Annotated in this window: 14 protein-coding genes; 5 read left to right on the top strand and 9 right to left on the bottom strand. The window is 62.6% G+C overall.

Annotation, left to right across the window (positions count from 1 at the left end):
- Positions 1-2: 2 nt before the first annotated feature.
- The 6 genes from FHS06_RS00935 to FHS06_RS00910 form a co-directional block, all read right to left on the bottom strand.
- On the bottom strand, positions 3-1130 hold the full coding sequence (locus tag FHS06_RS00935) for a serine hydrolase domain-containing protein (RefSeq protein WP_167044210.1): 1128 nt from the start codon (positions 1128-1130) through the stop codon (positions 3-5).
- A complete protein-coding gene (locus tag FHS06_RS00930; protein WP_167044207.1) occupies positions 1127-3547 on the bottom strand; it encodes a beta-glucosidase H in 2421 nt (806 codons plus the stop codon). Before FHS06_RS00930 ends, FHS06_RS00935 begins: the two co-directional genes overlap by 4 nt.
- The gene (locus tag FHS06_RS00925) at positions 3544-4389 is read right to left on the bottom strand and encodes an ATP-binding cassette domain-containing protein (RefSeq protein ID WP_167044204.1); all 846 of its coding nucleotides are present in this window, start codon (positions 4387-4389) and stop codon (positions 3544-3546) included. Before FHS06_RS00925 ends, FHS06_RS00930 begins: the two co-directional genes overlap by 4 nt.
- Positions 4386-6254, bottom strand: coding sequence for a dipeptide/oligopeptide/nickel ABC transporter permease/ATP-binding protein (locus FHS06_RS00920; RefSeq protein ID WP_167044201.1), 1869 nt, complete (start codon positions 6252-6254; stop codon positions 4386-4388). The genes FHS06_RS00925 and FHS06_RS00920 overlap by 4 nt, the downstream gene beginning before the upstream one ends.
- Positions 6251-7192 carry an ABC transporter permease gene (locus FHS06_RS00915; protein WP_167044198.1) on the bottom strand — a complete coding sequence of 314 codons (942 nt, stop codon included), beginning with the start codon at positions 7190-7192 and terminating at the stop codon, positions 6251-6253. Before FHS06_RS00915 ends, FHS06_RS00920 begins: the two co-directional genes overlap by 4 nt.
- Before the next feature lie 66 nt (positions 7193-7258).
- Positions 7259-8788: an ABC transporter substrate-binding protein gene (locus FHS06_RS00910; protein WP_167044195.1), complete on the bottom strand. Its 1530-nt coding sequence runs from the start codon at positions 8786-8788 to the stop codon at positions 7259-7261.
- 193 nt (positions 8789-8981) lie between these two features.
- Here FHS06_RS00910 and FHS06_RS00905 point away from each other — a divergent pair, with 193 nt between their 5' ends.
- Positions 8982-9650, top strand: a complete 669-nt coding sequence (locus FHS06_RS00905; protein WP_167044192.1) for a TetR/AcrR family transcriptional regulator — start codon at positions 8982-8984, stop codon at positions 9648-9650.
- Here the strand turns inward: FHS06_RS00905 and FHS06_RS00900 are convergent, their stop codons facing one another.
- The 3 genes from FHS06_RS00900 to FHS06_RS00890 all read right to left on the bottom strand — a co-directional run bounded on the left by FHS06_RS00900 (position 9651) and on the right by FHS06_RS00890 (position 13085).
- A complete protein-coding gene (locus FHS06_RS00900) occupies positions 9651-10979 on the bottom strand; it encodes an MFS transporter (protein ID WP_167044189.1) in 1329 nt (442 codons plus the stop codon). It abuts the gene before it with no gap.
- 5 nt (positions 10980-10984) lie between these two features.
- Positions 10985-11371, bottom strand: coding sequence for a MarR family winged helix-turn-helix transcriptional regulator (locus FHS06_RS00895; protein ID WP_167044187.1), 387 nt, complete (start codon positions 11369-11371; stop codon positions 10985-10987).
- Between the two features lie 97 nt (positions 11372-11468).
- The gene (locus FHS06_RS00890; protein WP_167044184.1) at positions 11469-13085 is read right to left on the bottom strand and encodes a DHA2 family efflux MFS transporter permease subunit; all 1617 of its coding nucleotides are present in this window, start codon (positions 13083-13085) and stop codon (positions 11469-11471) included.
- 103 nt (positions 13086-13188) lie between these two features.
- On the opposite strand from FHS06_RS00890, the gene FHS06_RS00885 reads away from it, so the two are divergent.
- The 4 genes from FHS06_RS00885 to FHS06_RS00870 all read left to right on the top strand — a co-directional run bounded on the left by FHS06_RS00885 (position 13189) and on the right by FHS06_RS00870 (position 16649).
- Entirely contained in the window at positions 13189-14043 is an 855-nt protein-coding gene (locus tag FHS06_RS00885) for an alpha/beta hydrolase (RefSeq protein ID WP_167044181.1), read from the top strand.
- Between the two features lie 21 nt (positions 14044-14064).
- Complete coding sequence (lplAB, locus tag FHS06_RS00880) at positions 14065-15114, top strand: lipoate-protein ligase LplAB (protein WP_167044178.1); 1050 nt, start codon at positions 14065-14067, stop codon at positions 15112-15114.
- A complete protein-coding gene (locus FHS06_RS00875; RefSeq protein WP_310734764.1) occupies positions 15111-15989 on the top strand; it encodes a DNA-methyltransferase in 879 nt (292 codons plus the stop codon). Before lplAB ends, FHS06_RS00875 begins: the two co-directional genes overlap by 4 nt.
- 69 nt (positions 15990-16058) lie before the next feature.
- A complete protein-coding gene (locus FHS06_RS00870) occupies positions 16059-16649 on the top strand; it encodes a dihydrofolate reductase family protein (protein ID WP_167044172.1) in 591 nt (196 codons plus the stop codon).
- The last annotated feature ends 3 nt before the right edge of the window (positions 16650-16652 follow it).

The following is a 16652-nucleotide window of genomic DNA, read 5'->3' as shown; positions in this document are numbered from 1 at the left end:
GGTTAGTGGGCCAGAAGGGTGCCGAGATCCCGCGCGAGCGCGAGTGCGCGCGGATCCGCGCCACCAGGCCAAGCACCTCGCACGATCGTCCACGCGAACGCGATGCCGGTATCGGGATCTACGCAGGCGAGCGCGCCCATAGCGCCGTCGTGACCGAACGCACGCGGTCCACCGAAGTTGTGGACTGCTGTCGGCTTCTGAAAGACGATCGAGTGAGCGCGATCAGTGAGCCCCAGTACTTCGTCAGTGCCGTGAACCTGTTGCTGCGACAGCACTGAAACGGTGTCGGCCGAGAGGAATGGGGCAGTGCCATCGCGACCGGTGACGGCGGATGCCAGCAGGCCGGCGAGACCGCGCGCTGTCCCGGTTCCGGATCCAGCCGGGTGGCCGAATCGCCAGCTCACCTCATCGTTCCCGAGGTCGACGGCCGAGCCGGGTGTCGACCAGGCGAGTAGTCCGAGCTGGGTGGGTGTGCTGACGGAGGCGTCGGACACGGGTCGGATCATCGGCAGCAGAGGCACGCGCCGCGCATAGTGCTCGGGAGGAAGCCCGAGATAGAAGTCGACGTCGTAGGGCGCGCGGATGTCTTGTTCGTAGAAATCACGCAGGGTGCGGCCGGTGACGCGAAAAACGAGCTCGGCAGCCAAGTTGCCGATCGTGACTGCGTGGTATCCGAAGGCTGAGCCTGGATGCCAGAGCGGTCGCGAATCCGCGAGCCGTGTTGCCGCGGCGTGATCATCGAGCAACTCCGCCCAGGTGAGTGATGGCGTTGCCTGGGGGAGCCCCGCCTGGTGGGAGAGAAGTTGCCGCACTGTGATGCGCGCCTTGCCCTTTGCCGCGAACTCGGGCCAGTACGTACTCACGTACTCGTCGAGTTCGATGTCGCCGCGCTCGAGGAGAAGCCCGATCGAGAGCCCGATCGTGTTCTTCGTGACCGAGTACGGGACCGTGATCGAGTCGCCGCTCAGGTGAGGGCCGCCCCAGACGTCGAGCACGCGCTCACCGCTGTGGAATGCCGCCGCCTGAAAGGACAGATCGGGGTCAGCCGCCAAATACGCGCTGAGGCGCTCGACGACTTCACCGAGACGATCGTCGGCATATCCTTCGAGCGCTCCAGCGAGGGTATTCATGCAGATGGCGTCCATTCCAGTGAAAGCGGAAGATCCGCGGCCGATGCTCCGGCGCACAGAGTGAAGGCGCCAGATTCAAGCTGCCAGCCATCTGCCCAGTGCGCAAAGCGGCGCGAGGGTAACTCGACTGTCGCGGTGACTGTCTGACCGGGTTCGGCGTGTACGACGGCGAAGCCGACCAACCACAATTCGGGTCGATCGATCGCGGAGTCTTTGCGCTGTGCGTAGACCTGAACGACCTGCTTTCCCACCCGTGTGCCGGTGTTCGCCAGCACCACTTCGAGAGTGTCGACCGCTGTACCCTCGACGCGGTGTGCCGCGCCCCACGACCACGTCGTGTAACCGAGTCCGTGGCCGAAGGGGAAGGCCGGCGTCGCGGAAGCCTTCGCCCACGCGCGATAGCCGATGTGGATGCCTTCGGTGTAGTGAAGCATTCCATCGGTGGGAGACACTTCGGTAACCGGCACATCCTCGAGGGCTGCAGGCCACGTCGTAGGGAGTCGGCCACCGGGCTCGGCGGATCCCGTGAGCACGTCGGCCAATGCGTTGCCGAACTCTTGGCCACCGAAGTAGCCCTGAACGATGGCTGCCACGTCGTTTGCCCACGGCAGCACGACGGGTGAACCGGCGTTGACAACCACGATTGTCCGGGGGTTTGCCGCGACCACGGCGCGCACCAGATCATCTTGGCGCCCGGGGAGGTCGAGGTTTTCGCGGTCGAACCCTTCTGACTCGACTTTCGAATTCGTGCCGACGACGACGATGGCAACGTCGGCCGCAGCGGCGGACGCTGCCGCGCGCGCGATGAGGGCGTCTGCATCGGTGTCTTCGGGGGCCACACCGAGAGTGACCGATACCGCACCCGCGAGGGGACCTTCGGCATCCAATCGCATTTCCAGGCGTACCCGACGAGCGCGGCCCGCCTCGAAAGCGACCGGAACTGTGATCGAGGGGGGATTGAGGAACGCCGCCCCGAGGTCGGTTCCTTCGAGTATCGGAGCATCGTCAAGGACCAGCTCGCCGTCAACATAGAGGCGAGCGGGATTCGCGCCAGCAAACCCCAGCAAGAGGTCGCCCGACTCCACCGTCGTCACATCGGCTTCAGCGACGAGGGTGCTTGTCGCTGAGATCGGAGCATCGCCGCCGAACCACACCAGGGCGGATGAGCGGCGATCTTCGCTGAACAGTTCGCTTCCCGCGGCATCCTGGAATGCGATGCGCAAGCCCGGTTCTCCAGTAACGGGGTTGGTGAGCTGCTCGAGCGGTATCTCTGCAACACCCTCCTGTACGACCGCACCGATCTCATACGTGATCTCGGCGTTCGGGAGTGCGGCACGGATGCCGTCAAGAGGCGTCACGATCTGCTCGGGGATGACGGTTGCGCTGCCGCCGCCCTGGGTGCGGGCATCGCGCGCATTGTGGCCGATGATCGCAACCGACGAGAGCGCTGCCGCGCTCAACGGAAGCACGCCATCGTTCGACAGGAGCACTGTGCCTTCGATCGCGGCCTCTCGCACAAGGGCGAGCCCATCGAGTGCAGACGGCAAGACAGCGGGTGTGTCGCCGAGTGCACCGACGCGCTCGGCGAGCAAAAGCATCCGCAGCACCTTACGGTCGAGGTCGCCCTCATTCACCCGACCATCGCGGACGGCCTCGACGAGGCCAGCCCATGCGGGTGCGGGGCCCGGCATCGCGAGGTCTTGAGATGCCGCGACCGAGGCCAGCGAACGCACCGCTGTCCAGTCGCTGATGACGACGCCATCGAAGCCCCACTCGCTGTTCAGTGGAGTCTCGAGCAGATCGTTTTCGGTCATCGTGACACCGTCGACCGAGTTGTAAGAGCTCATGATTGCCCATGCGCCAGCGTCGACAGCTCGCTCGAATGGTGCGAGGTAGAGCTCGCGGAGCGAACGTTCGTCGACATCGACGTCAACCGTGAACCGGTCGGTCTCGCTGTCGTTGGCGATGTAGTGCTTCGGTGTCGCTGCGACACCGTTGTCTTGCAGGCCGCGGACGTACGCAGCGGCGAGCTCGGCGCTCAACTCGGGATCCTCGCTGAAGCACTCGAAGTGGCGCCCGCCCAGAGGGGAACGGTGCAGGTTGATCGTCGGGCCGAGTACGACGTCGACGTCTTTGCGCCGCGCCTCCGAGGCCGCTGCGGCTCCGTAGCGATACGCGAGATCTGTGCTCCATGCCGCCGCCAGCGCGGAGCCGGAGGGCATATTGAGTGACGGTTCACGCTCGTCCCAGCGGGGTCCTCGGACGCCAGCGGGGCCGTCCGACAGAGTCATTGCGCGCAGCCCGATTTCCGGAACCGGCACCGTCGTCCAGAAGTCGGCACCCTGAACCAGCGCGGCCTTCGTCTCAAGGCTCAGCTTTTCGAGAAGCGGCCGGAGGTGGTCGGTCGATTCGGTCATGCTGCTTCTCCTGCTTCGTTGGCGCGTAATTCGGCGCGAGCGATTCGGCGCGCCTCTTGCTTGTCGGGATCTGGCAGGGGAGCTGCCATGAATAGTCGTTGGGTGTACGGATGTGTCGGGTGCGACGTGACTTGCTCGCCCTCTCCGGTCTCGACGATCTCGCCGCGGTACATCACGGATACGCGGTGGCTGATGTGACGCACAACGGCGAGGTCGTGCGTGATGAAGAGGTAGGCGACGCCAGTGCGCTCTTGAATCTCGATGAACAAATCGAGCACGCGCGCTTGGGTCGACAGGTCGAGCGCCGATACCGGCTCATCGCAGACGATCAGCTTCGGATCCAGCGCAAGCGCACGTGCGATCGCTATGCGTTGCCGCTGCCCACCGGAGAATTCGCGCGCGAGGCGACTGCGTGCGCCGTCCGGGAGGCCCACGCGGTCGAGCAGGTCTCGTACCTTCGCTCGGGCCTGCTGCTTACTCTCATTTCGAACCGTGAGAGGTTCCGAAAGAATCTGCTCGATTGTCATCGAGGGGTTGAGCGAAGAGTAGGGATCTTGGAAGACCACCTGTATCTCGCTCGAAAGCGCGCGGCGTTCGTTTCGGCGGAGGTGGCCGATGTCGCGGCCGGCGTAGTTGACTGTTCCTTCGGTGACGGGAGCCAGCCCCAGCAGCGCTCTTCCGAGCGTCGTCTTGCCTGACCCGGACTCTCCGACGAGGCCGACGGTCTCGCCGGGACGAATGTCGAGAGATACGCCCTTCAGGGCGCGGAATGGTGACCCGCGAAAGCCTTTTCCGGGATATTCGACGACAAGATCTTTGACGTCCAGCAACGGTGAAGTCATGACTGGGCCCCTTCCTGAGGTGCGGTGTAGGCCGGACGCGCGGGTCCTTCGTCGAGGATCGCGCCCAACAACGACTGTGTGTACGGATGGCTGGGCGTCCGCAGAATCGTGCGCACCGGACCCGATTCGACGAACAGCCCCTGCTGCATCACGGTGACTCGGTCACAGAGGTCGGCGACCACGCCGAAGTTGTGGGTGACCAGCAACATGGCCATGCCCTTTTCTTGCTGCAGATCGCGCAGCAAGTCCAGCACCTCGGCTTGCACTGTCACATCGAGCGCAGTCGTGGGTTCGTCGGCGATGATCAGGTCGGGGTCGGTCGAGACAGCTCCGGCGATGAGCACACGCTGTGCCATACCGCCCGAGACCTCGAACGGGTACGCGTCGAATGTGCGTTTCGGATTCGGGATGCCGACGCGATCCAGCAGCGATAGTGCCCGCTCCGTGGCATCCTTCTTCGACATTCCCAACCGCACGCGCAGCGGCTCGACGAGATGCTGGCCGATCGTGAACGCCTGATCGAGATTCGACATCGGTTCTTGCGGAATGTAACCGATTCGAGTGCCTCGGATGCCGGCGTACTCTTTTTCACCGGCAGACGTCAGCGACACGCCCTGGTAGTCGATCGTGCCGCCAGCGACATGCCCGCCGCGTGGCAGCAGACCGAGAACCGAGAATGCGGTCTGCGTCTTTCCCGAACCGGACTCGCCAACGAGCCCGTGCACTTCTCCGCGGTGGATGTCGAGAGAAACTCCGTGGACAACCTCGACGACAGAGCGATCGGATTGGTCGTAGCTCACTCGTAGGTCTTTGATGCTGAGGAGCGTCTCGATGCCCGCAAACTCGTTGTCCGGGTGCACGATGGTTTCGCCCACGACCGGAATCGGCCCGGAGTCTTCGATGGGTGCGTCGCCACCGGAGGTCGAGATGGATGTCGTGACGGCCGCGATCGAGGTCGTCGCTCCCGTCACGGCACGACGACGGCGACGGCGGACCGGGATGGTGCGCTCGAGCTCATCGCGCATGCCGTTTGCAAGCAACGTCAGAGCGATTGAGGTGACGGCGATGGCCAAGGACGGCCACAGCATGAGTGTCGGCTCTTTGTAGATGTTCTTGAAGGCGTCGTTGAGCATCTGCCCCCACGTGGGAACCGAGAGATCGCCGAGTCCCAAGAACTCAAGACCCGCCTGGATGGCGATGGTGATGCCAGCCACGATCGCGGATTGGATGATGATCGGCGCTCGCACGACCGACAGCACGTGACGACCGATGATGCGCATGTCGCTGAGGCCGGCGACGCGAGCTGCATCGACATAGAGCTCTTCGCGAACCGCGTTGACGGAGGCGTAGACGAGCCGGAAGTAGGCGGGCGAGATCAAAACACCGAACACGAGCATCGCAATCCACACCGACGGTCCGACGACGGCCTGAACCGCCAGCAGCACGACGATTCCAGGGAGAGCCATCAGGAGCGACGTCGTCCACGAGGACACGCTGTCGAACCAGCCATGGAAATAGCCGGCGATCAGACCGGACACGACTCCGATGACGAGTGAGGTGACCAGCGCCAAAAGGGCGGCGCCCACGCTGACTTGAGTTGCCGCGAGCAGTCGGGAGAGAACATCTCGACCGGCGCTGTCGGTGCCCAGCACGTGCTCCGCGCTCGGCGGTTGAAGAATCAGCTGCAGCGATGCGAGGTTGGGATCGTACGGCGCGATCCAGGGCCCGACGATCGCGGTGAGCGCGACGATCCCCAGCACGATGAGCGACGCGAGCGTAAGGGGTCTCCGGAGCAGCCGCTTGACAAGCTTGGTCTGCCCTGAGCCGCTCGTGGGAGCAGTTTGGGGAGTTTCGATGGCGGTCATGACAGTCTCACCTTCGGGTTGAGAGCGGCCTGCGCGAGGTCGATGAGGAGATTGACGATGACGACGATGATCGCGGTAGCGACGACGACGCCCATGACGACGGGGATGTCGCCGGAGCTTGTCGCGGAGACCGTGAGCTGTCCGATGCCCGGCAGTGCGAATACCTGCTCGATGACAACGGCACCGCCGAGGAGGCCGACAAACTGCACAGCAAGCACGGCGAGCGCGGGTCCGCCGGCGTTTCGGAGCACATGGCGGTAAACCACCCGGTTCATGCCGAGACCGCGGGCGCGAAGGGTGCGTACGTAGTCCCGCGAGAGGGCATCACTGACCGATCCGCGGATTTGCTGCGCGACGGCTGCAATAGCGCTGAGCGATAGTGCCGCGATGGGAAGTGTGATTGAGGAGAGCCATCCGGTGAACGATGTCGTGATCGGGATGAAGCCGGTGGCCTTGAACCACCCGAGTCCGACGGCGAACCACAGCACGAGGTAGAGGGCTATGAGGAATCCGGGAATTGCGAAACCGATGACCGCGACGAACTGCACCACCGCGTCGATCCAGCCGCCACGTCGGGCGGCAAGGACGCCGAGGATGACGGACACGATAGCGGCGACGATGGTCGTTCCGATGACCAGGGTCAGAGTCACTACCAGGCGGCTCGAGAGGCTCGTTGTGACGGGCTGGCTCGAGAACCATGAGACCCCGAAATCACCGGTGACGGCGTGCGAGATCCAGTTCCAGAACTGTGTAATCAACGGCTGATCGAGTCCGAGCTGTTGCGCTTTGAGCGCGACAGTCTCCTCGGTGGCATTTTGCCCGAGGATGCGCCGTGCGATGTCGCCGCCACCTGCGTACAGCAGGAAGAAGGCGACGACGGAGACAGCGAACACCAAGAAGATGCCCGCGACGAGGCGGCGGAAGATGAAGCTGAGCATTGGCAATTCCCTGTCAGATGGGTCCTGGCCCGGCGACGCGTGGAGCGAAGCCGGGCCAGGAATACATCACTCGGTCGGGTAGATGTCGTAGATCGCCGGGTAGGCGTTCGTCGGAAGCATCTCGACTGTCGTGTTCGCGTCGGACGGGACGTTGCCCTGCACGCGGTACCACGGTGCAAACCAGGCGTTCTCGACGAGATACTCGTTGATTTGTGACGCGGCATCATCCTGAGCTGCCTCGTCACCAGCCTGGAACTGCGCAATGAGCGTGTTGAGCTCATCGCTCTCGCTGTGGAACGGGTTGAAGATCGCGCTGGGCGAGACCATGAACTGAATGAGCTGCCAGTCCGGGTTCTGCTCCAGCGTCATGTACGACGCGGGGTACTTCGGCGCGATCAGATCGGAAATGAAGTTCGAGCCTGGCTCCGTGTACTCAGCGGTGATTCCGATGTCGGCGAGCTGCTGCTCGACAAGCGTGTAAACGGTCGAGCCGAGGATTGTGGAACTCGGCATCGAGAGAGTGAAACCGTCGGCGTATCCCGCCTCGGCAAGCAGCTCGCGCGCCTTGTCGGGGTCGTAGTCGTAGTACGTGTCGAGGTCTTCGTTGTACGCCGCGGAGGAGGCTGGGAAGACCTGCTCTGTGACGGTTCCGTTGCCACCTTCGAGGCCTTCGAGCAAGCCCTCACGATCGAAGGCGTAGTTGATCGCCTGACGTACGCGGACGTCGCCGAGCGCCTCGTTCATCTCTCCGGAACGATCAAGCAGCAACAGGCCTGCGAAGTCGAGTTCGTTTGAGTTGATTGTCCAGCCTGCGGCCTCGATCTCGGCCAGGTTGTCGTTGCTGCTGACCTTGACGACGTTCGCCTCGCCTGCCTTGATGGCGTTGAGCGAAGCTGTCGCATCTGCCAGCACGTTGATGACAAGCTTGTTGTAGTGCTGTACGTCGGGGTTCCAGTAGTCGGGGTTCGCGGTGTAGACGTAGCTCGTGCCAGACACCGACGACGAAGCGTCATAGATGTACGGACCCGAACCGACAGGGTTCGTCGCGAGATCGCCCGATGCGATGGCGTCGCTAGATGCGATCAAGCCTGCGTCACGGGTGAGGTAGCTCAACAGGGCCGGATCAGCCTCGGTAAGCGTGATGACGACGGTTGTCGCGTCGGGGGCTGCGAACGAATCGACATACGCGAAGTACGAAGCGTCGGGTGAGGTGCCGTCTTTGAAGCGCTGGAGGTTCTCTACGACGACCTCCGCATCGAGGGCTGAGCCGTCGCTGAACGTGACGTCATCGCGGATCGTCATCGTCAACTCGGTGTTGTCGTCGTTGTATGACCATTCCGTAGCGAGCCACGGATCGATCGTGCCTTCGGGTGTTGCGCGCAAGAGCGTGTCGTACATCGCCTGGTAGTAGGGGGATCGGTTTCCCCATTCCGCACCCGCCGGGTCGAGGGTGAGGGGCTCAGTGATTGCACCGAGCGTAAGAGTCTCGCCTTTTGCGCCGTCTCCATTGCTGGAGTCGGAACCACTCGATGCGCATCCGGAGAGCGTGAGAGCGGCTATTGCGAGGACGGCTGCTGTGGCCTTCCAACGGAACATCCTTGGTCCCTTCGTCTGGGCGATACCCCAATGGATCGCCTCTCGAATCGAGACGCTAACATCAAATACGAGCGAACACTAGGTTTTCATGGCAAAAAACTAGCGCCTACTCGGGTTTCGTTATAAAAAGGATGCGGAAGGGTTGTTCGCGTGGTGCTGGTAGCGGTTCCATCGGGCGAGATACGGTGATGCGATGACGGACACCACAGATGCAGCGCCCGCGCGCAAACTACGCGGTGAGTATGCGAAGACGGAGGCCAAACGCGAGGCGATTTTGGATGCCGCCCTGGAAGTGTTCGCTGGGTCGGGGTATCGCGCGGGATCACTGCGCGAGGTTGCGCAGCGTGTGGGTATGAGCGAAGCCGGGCTCCTCCATCACTTCAAGAGTAAAAGCGCACTCCTCCTCGCTGTTCTCGACCGGCGCGATGAGCGTTCGCTCGAGCTCGTCGATTTCGATGCGCCCGATGGCGTCATTGGTCTTCGCGGGTTGGTCGCGCTTGCCGCGTACAACGCATCGGTGCCAGGGGTGGTGGAGCTGTACTGCGTGCTTTCGGCCGAGGCAACGTCGCCTCGGCATCCAGCACACGAGTACTTCATCAACCGCTACGAGTACACGCGCGGCCAGGTGATGCTGGCTTTCGAGCGGCTTCAGCAAGAGGGCAGGCTTGGTGCCGGGGTCGACCCCGCACGGGCCGCGGTCGCAACGCTCGCGATGATGGACGGCCTGCAGGTCCAGTGGCTGCTCGACCGAAATATCGTCGACATGGCCGAAGCGCTCAAAGAGTTTTTTCGCGGATTCGTTTCGGGGTTCGACATGGAATCGCTCGAGATTGCGCTCGACGCTCACGCCGCTGGCGCGTAATTAGCGCGGCGACGGTCCCGGGATGCGAATCGGCGTCGTGCTGGCGACGGCGTCGCTGAACTCCTCCGGACCGGGTGTGACGACGTGCAATGGCCTCGTCTCATCGAGGCGCAGGCGAAATCTCAATTGCTCATGGCGATGCACCCGCCCCGACATCATCAACCACACCGCGCCGACTGCAAACGCGAGGACGCCTGCAACGCCACCAACGACAATGGCAACGCGAGGGCCGAACTCTTCAGCGATCCACCCCGCAATCGGGGCACCTATTGGGGTCGCGCCCATGATGACCGCCATATAGAGCGCGAGGACTCGCCCACGAAGAGCCGGATCGGTCGTCGTCTGCACGTAGCCGTTAGCGGTCGTGAGCATTGTGACGGTGAAGAACCCCACGAAGACGAGCACGAGAGCGTACGCAAAATACGTCGGCATGAACGACGAAACAAGGGAGGCGATACCGAATCCTCCGGCAGCCCACATCACTACCCGCATGCGGGCCTTTTCTCGTCGCGCAGACAGGAGCGCCCCGGCGAGTGAGCCGATCGCAAGAATCGAACTCAAGACGCCATAGCCATCTGCGCCCTGGCCGAATTCCAGTGCCATGGTCGATGCGAAGATCGGAAAATTCATCCCAAAGGCTCCGAGTAGGAAAACCATGATGAACGTCACGACAAGGTCGGGGCGTCGCGCAACATATCGGAAGCCATCCGCGAGTTTTCGAGGACCTGTTGCGCGAGCGCGCGGCACGAGGTCCCGTGCGTGCATCAGCCGGAGGGCTAAGAGCATCGCGAAGAACGTCACGGCATTGACAATGAACACCCACCCCGTTCCGATCGCGACGATCAGGATGCCGCCAACGGCCGGCCCGATCAGACGCGCGGTGTTGAAGGATGCCGAGTTCAGTGCGACAGCATTCGACGCATTTTCTTTTGCCACGACATCTGAAACGAACGCTTGCCGTGCCGGAGCATCGAAGGCCGTGACGATTCCGAAGGCGAGCGCGAAGCAGAACATGAACGGCAGCGTCATGACATGAGTGAGGAGCATGACGCCGGCACCGATGGCGAGCAGAAGCAATGCTGACTGCGTGGCGAACAGGAGATGCCTGCGATCAAAGCGATCAGCTGCCCAACCCGTGATGCTCACGAGCAGAAGGGGCGGACCGAATTGAAGCGCCATGGTGACGCCCATAGCTGCGGCATTGTTGTCGGTCAGCTCAGTGAGCACCACCCAGTCTTGAGCAGTCGACTGCATCCAACCGCCGATATTGGAGACAAGAGCGCCAATAAACCAGAGCCGATAGTTGTAGATACCCAGTGAGCGGAACATTCCCCTCATTGGCTTGCTACCTCGCGGAGGATGCTCGCTGCCCGAGCGACGACCTCGCGCTGTTCGGCGGTGAGGTTCGCGAGCGCGCCTTCAAGCCAGGCATCTCGACGTCGGGTGGTTTCCTCGACAAGGGCGCGGCCTGTCGGCGTGAGGTCGATATTGGTCTTCCGTCGGTCGGTGTCGTCGGTCGTCCGAGCGATATATCCAGCGTCGGCGAGGCAATTGACGGTGCGATTCATCGACGGTGGGGTGACGCGTTCCCGTTCCGCAAGTTCGCCGAGAGTGTGTGCTCCGAAGTGCTTGAGCGCCGCGAGTACCGTGTACTGGCCGTCGCTCAGGGTGTCAACAGCTCGCTGTGCGCGTAGGCGCCGAGCGAGCCGAAACGTCGCCATCCTCAGTTCCGAGGCTTCGGTACTGAGGTCGACAAGCGATGCGGATTGGGGGATGGAGCGGTGCGACACAATTAGTTAGCATAGCTCATTAGCTTGCCTAACTAATACCTGTGTCTGCCTCTTCTGGAGCATCTTCACGGCGAGACGCTGTTTCGCCCCGACCCAGTGCAAACGTTGCACCGAGCCCGACCACGAGGAATCCTGCCGCCGTATAGGCGGCGAAACGGGTGCCATCAGAGAACGCCGACTTGGCGGCATCCGCTGTCGCGGCAGTCTGGCCGGACGATCCAAGTCCCGAGATGGCTGATCCCGCGCTGTCTACGACGGCTGACACCACCTGGTCGCGCTGTGACGCGGAGAGCCCCTGATCGTCAAGTGACGTCGACAGGATGCCGGCGGTGCTTGTGAACAGCACCGTGCCAAGGATTGCGATGCCGAGGGCTGAGCCGACCTGCCGTGCTGTCGACTGCGTACCTGAGCCTTGGCCGGAGAGTTCCACCGGGACGTCTTGCAAGATCACGCCGGTGAGTTGCGCGGTGGCAAGGCCCACTCCCATGCCGTATACGAAGAGCGCAGGCAGTAGCCAACCCCACTGCGCGTCGGGTCGAATGACGAGCGCAACCCCTACAACGCCGATGATCTCGGCGGCGATACCCGCCCGCACGAGCGCGACGGGGCGCACTCGACCACTTGTCGCCCCCGCGATTCCGCTCGCAAAGAATGATCCGACGGCGAGTGCGAGCAGTATGAGGCCCGTGCCGAGCGCGTCGAACCCCAAGACGAACTGCAGCCACAGTGGCAGTGACAAAATGATGCCGAACTCACCGAGAGCCACCACGAGGGCAGCGATATTGCCGTTCGTGAACGATGAGATCCGAAAGAGCGAAAACTCGATGAGTGAGGATTTACCCACACGGCGCCGGTGGAGTCCCCACGCGATGAAGCCGACGAGGGAAAGTGCGGTTATCGCGAAAGCGACCGGCACGGGCGAGAGCGCAAATGGCCAGGAGAAGCCACCGATCTCGAACGCCTCTTTGGCTGTCCACCACCCGTAGGTGCGGCCTTCGATAAGTCCGAATACCAGCGTTCCGAAGAGTGCAACTGAAAGCCCCGCACCCACAAAATCGAGGTTTCCTGCTCGGTGTTCTTTCGACTCTCGAATGGTGAGAAGGATGCCGATAAACACGATGATTCCGAGCGGGACGTTGATCCCGAAAGCCCAGCGCCACGAGAAGTAGGTCGTCAGCCATCCGCCGAGGAGAGGTCCGAGCGCGGCCATTCCGCCGATTGTCGAACCCCAGATGGCGAACGCGATACCGCGTTCACGGCCCCGGAATGTGGCGTTGATGAGAGACAGTGTCGTGGGGAGGATCATTGCGCCGCCGATGCCCTGCACGAGACGAGCGAGGATCAAGAGATCGCCGGTGGGCGCAAGGGCTGCGAACACCGATGAAGCCGCGAAGATCACGATCCCCACCAAAAGCATCCGTCGTCGGCCGAAACGGTCGGCAAAGCTGCCGAACAGCAGGAGGAGAGAGGCGAAGACGAGGGTGTAGGCCTCTTGGACCCACTGCACTTGGGTCGAGGAGATTCCCAGATCCGTGACGATCGAGGGTACCGCGACATTGACGATCGTCGAGTCCACGATGATGAGTGAAACGGCGACGCTGATGAAGATCAGCCCGGCCCAGCGGCGGCGTTCAAAATCAGCCATGAGAATCAACCATGAAAGTATCTCGCTTTTCTAGCAATATCTGACACGCGGAACGTTACTCCTCGTCCCACTGATTGCCAACCCGGCATCTAGGCTCGTCGGCATGCCCGAGTTCATCGACGCGCACGGAGTTGCGATCGTCTACGACGTTTATCCCGCTGCGACAACGCCCCGTGGAGTCGTGCAACTTCTGCACGGTGTCGGTGAGCATGCTGGTCGCTACAGCAGCGTGATTTCCGCTCTCACCGCCGACGGGTTCATCGTCTACGCAGACGATCACCGCGGGCACGGGCGCACCGGCATCCGTCAACACGACGGCGATATGAGCAAACTCGGGCGGCTCGGGGTCGGTGGACACCGCGCGGCGGTCAACGCCGAATGGCAACTCACCGAGATCATTCGCACCGATACCCCCGATCTGCCGCTCATACTTTTGGGGCATTCCTGGGGATCGTTCTTGGCGCAGATACTGGTGAATTCGCACCCCGGTGCGTACGACGGTCTCGTGCTGTCGGGGTCGGCGCTGCTCTGGCCCGGAAGCCTCAACTCGGGCGACCTCAATGCGCCCTGGGCGGGAAGCGACGCCAACGGCGTGGAGTGGCTTTCGACCGACATCGACGTGCAACAAGACTTCCTTGACGATCCGCTGACGACAACGACGCCCCTCGCGAAGCTGTTCGGGATGCGGGAAGCCGCGCGGATGCTCGGTCGCCCCAGAAAGAATCTGGGACGCAACATCCCCCTGCTTTTGATGGTCGGTCGCGATGACACCGTCGGCGGCCCGCGTAGTGTGCACAAACTCGCAGCTGCGTACCGTGAGCGCTCGAAGCTCACCGACATCACGACCCTCGTCTACCCCGAGACGCGACATGAGATTTTCAACGACAAGACACAGGGCGAGGTGCGCGCCGATCTCCGGGCGTGGCTCGATATGCGCTTCCCCGCTCGCAACGCCTGAGCACACGCCTAGGCTGGAGCCATGCACGGTGAATACAAGGTGCCTGGTGGCAAGCTCGTCGTCGTCGACCTCGAAGTAACCGACGGCGTCATTTCTCAGTTCCACCTCGCCGGTGATTTCTTTCTTGAACCCGACGATGCGCTCGCCGATATCGATGCCGCCGTCACAGGGCTTCCCGACACGTCCGATGTGCCAACGATCGCGGCCGCGGTGCGCGCCGCGCTTCCCGCGGGCGCTCAGCTCTTGGGCTTCACTCCCGAATCGGTCGCGACGGCTGTGCGCCGAGCGCTTGTGGTGGCACCTGGCTGGGCCGATTTCGACTGGGAGGTCGTGCACGACCGGCCGGTATCTCCCCGAATGAATTTGGCTCTTGATGAGGTCTTGACGAACCGTGTCGGAGATGGCCGCCGCAATCCGACACTGCGGTTGTGGGAGTGGAATGAGTCTGCTGTCGTGATCGGGTCTTTCCAGTCGCTTCGTAACGAAGTCGACCCCGAAGGAGCTAAGAGCCACGGTTTTGACGTCGTCCGCCGCATCTCGGGAGGCGGGGCGATGATGATGGGCGCGAACTCGATCGTGACCTATTCCCTGTACGTACCGGCATCCCTCGTGTCGGGAATGACCTTCGCCGACTCGTACGCGTTCCTCGACGACTGGGTGCTTGAGGCGCTTCGTTCGCTCGGAATCGACGCTTCGTACCAACCGCTTAACGACATCGCCGGCCCCGAAGGCAAGATCGGTGGTGCCGCGCAAAAGCGGCTCGCAAACGGTGGAGTTTTGCACCATGCGACGCTCAGCTACGACATGGACGGCCAGATCATGACGGAGGTACTCCGCATCGGCCGCGAAAAGCTCAGTGACAAGGGCACAGTTTCCGCCGCCAAGCGTGTCGACCCCTTGCGGCGCCAGACCGGCCTGCCGCGAGACGAGATCATTCAGCGCTTTATCGACACGTTCACGACTCGATACGGCGCAACGAACGGGCATATCACCGAAGAGGAATATGCCGAGGCTGAAGCGCTCGTCGAGGCGAAGTTCGCCACCGACGCGTGGCTCAATCGCGTTCCGTGAGTCTTTCTGCTCTGGGCGATGTCGACATCTATCACGCCGACAGCCTTGAGGTCGCACGCTCGCTTGCGAGCGAGTCATTTACTCTCATCTATCTCGACCCGCCATTCAATACCGGGCGCACCAGGTCGCGCCCGCCAACTGTTGCGCGGGATTCTGCCCCCGCGACAGCCGTGCTCTACGCGGGGTTTCGCGGACGCTCGTATCAGCGCTTGCGGGGAGATCTGCGCACATACGACGACACCTTCGACGACTACTGGGGTTTCCTGGAGCCGCGCCTCATCGAGAGCTGGCGGCTGCTCGCCGATGACGGCACTCTCTATCTGCACCTGGACTATCGCGAATCGCACTATGCCAAAGTGCTCATGGATGCGCTATTCGGTCGCGACAACTTCTTGAACGAACTCGTCTGGGCCTACGACTACGGCGCCAAAACCAAGCGGCGGTGGCCAACGAAGCACGAGACGATCCTCGTATACGTCAAGAATCCGACGCGTTACTGGTTCGATTCGGATGCCGTTGACCGTGAACCGTATATGGCTCCGGGCCTCGTCACACCTGAAAAGGCCGCGCGCGGCAAGCTCCCCACCGACGTCTGGTGGCACACGATCGTGCCGACCAAGGGGCACGAGAAGACCGGTTACCCCACGCAGAAGCCCGAGGGCATTCTTCGTCGAATCGTGCAGGCGTCGAGTCGACCAGGAGATCGGGTGCTCGATCTGTTTGCCGGTAGCGGCACGACGGGCGCTGCTGCCGCAGTGCTCGGGCGACACGCTGTGCTCGTCGACACGAGCGCCGAAGCTGTCGCGATTATGAGTGCACGGCTCCGCCACGCGCGAGTGCACTCTGATGAGGGTGCCTCCTCGCCCGATTGCTGAAGTTCTTGACACCGGTGACTGGAGCCGAGTAGTTGTTGGATAATTCGCAACGACGCCGGGAGGCCGATCATGTCCGCACGATTCGTCTATTGGATGAATGTTTCGGTTGATCTCAAGATTGAGCGGGACCTTGACGAAGCGGGATCTGGCGACTGGATGAGTATCGATGAGGCCATCCACCTTGTCTTCAACGCCCGAGCGGCTGACCTCACTCACATGGTGCAAGGCCGAAAGGTATACGAGACCATGGAGCAGTATTGGCCGGCCGCACGAGACGACGCCTCTCAGCCGCACTTCGCCCGTGAGTACGGGGAGATCTGGACCTCGACGCCGAAGACTCTTGTCTCGAGGTCCCGCACGACTGCCGGGTACAACACCCAGATCATCGCGGAGAACGCGATGGAACGCCTCGCCACGCTCCGGGCCGAATCAACGGGGGACATCGGTGTCGGCGGCGCGGATCTCGCGACCCAACTCCTCCACGCGGGCCTGCTCGACGAGCTGCTGCTGTTCACGCACCCCGTCATCCTCGGTCGCGGGCGGCCAGTCTTCGACGCGCACGATGAGCCCATCAAGCTGAACCTGCTCGAACAAGCCGTGTACCCGGGTGGCGTGACGATGCAGCGATATGCCATCGACTACCCCGCCACCGCGTCCTAGGCT

It is taken from the genome of Microbacterium halimionae (genome assembly GCF_011761265.1).
GTDB classification, from domain to species: Bacteria; Actinomycetota; Actinomycetes; order Actinomycetales; family Microbacteriaceae; genus Microbacterium; species Microbacterium halimionae.
The sequence above is the reverse complement of the archived record's forward strand: the minus strand, read 5'-3'. Positions and strand labels throughout refer to the sequence as shown.

Coding starts and splice junctions, on each gene's coding strand:
- FHS06_RS00935 (WP_167044210.1), bottom strand. CDS start 1,130: ATGAATACCCTCGCTGGAGCGCTCGAAGGATATGCCGACGATCGTCTC.
- FHS06_RS00930 (WP_167044207.1), bottom strand. CDS start 3,547: ATGACCGAATCGACCGACCACCTCCGGCCGCTTCTCGAAAAGCTGAGC.
- FHS06_RS00925 (WP_167044204.1), bottom strand. CDS start 4,389: ATGACTTCACCGTTGCTGGACGTCAAAGATCTTGTCGTCGAATATCCC.
- FHS06_RS00920 (WP_167044201.1), bottom strand. CDS start 6,254: ATGACCGCCATCGAAACTCCCCAAACTGCTCCCACGAGCGGCTCAGGG.
- FHS06_RS00915 (WP_167044198.1), bottom strand. CDS start 7,192: ATGCTCAGCTTCATCTTCCGCCGCCTCGTCGCGGGCATCTTCTTGGTG.
- FHS06_RS00910 (WP_167044195.1), bottom strand. CDS start 8,788: ATGTTCCGTTGGAAGGCCACAGCAGCCGTCCTCGCAATAGCCGCTCTC.
- FHS06_RS00905 (WP_167044192.1), top strand. CDS start 8,982: ATGACGGACACCACAGATGCAGCGCCCGCGCGCAAACTACGCGGTGAG.
- FHS06_RS00900 (WP_167044189.1), bottom strand. CDS start 10,979: ATGTTCCGCTCACTGGGTATCTACAACTATCGGCTCTGGTTTATTGGC.
- FHS06_RS00895 (WP_167044187.1), bottom strand. CDS start 11,371: ATGGCGACGTTTCGGCTCGCTCGGCGCCTACGCGCACAGCGAGCTGTT.
- FHS06_RS00890 (WP_167044184.1), bottom strand. CDS start 13,085: ATGGCTGATTTTGAACGCCGCCGCTGGGCCGGGCTGATCTTCATCAGC.
- FHS06_RS00885 (WP_167044181.1), top strand. CDS start 13,189: ATGCCCGAGTTCATCGACGCGCACGGAGTTGCGATCGTCTACGACGTT.
- lplAB (WP_167044178.1), top strand. CDS start 14,065: ATGCACGGTGAATACAAGGTGCCTGGTGGCAAGCTCGTCGTCGTCGAC.
- FHS06_RS00870 (WP_167044172.1), top strand. CDS start 16,059: ATGTCCGCACGATTCGTCTATTGGATGAATGTTTCGGTTGATCTCAAG.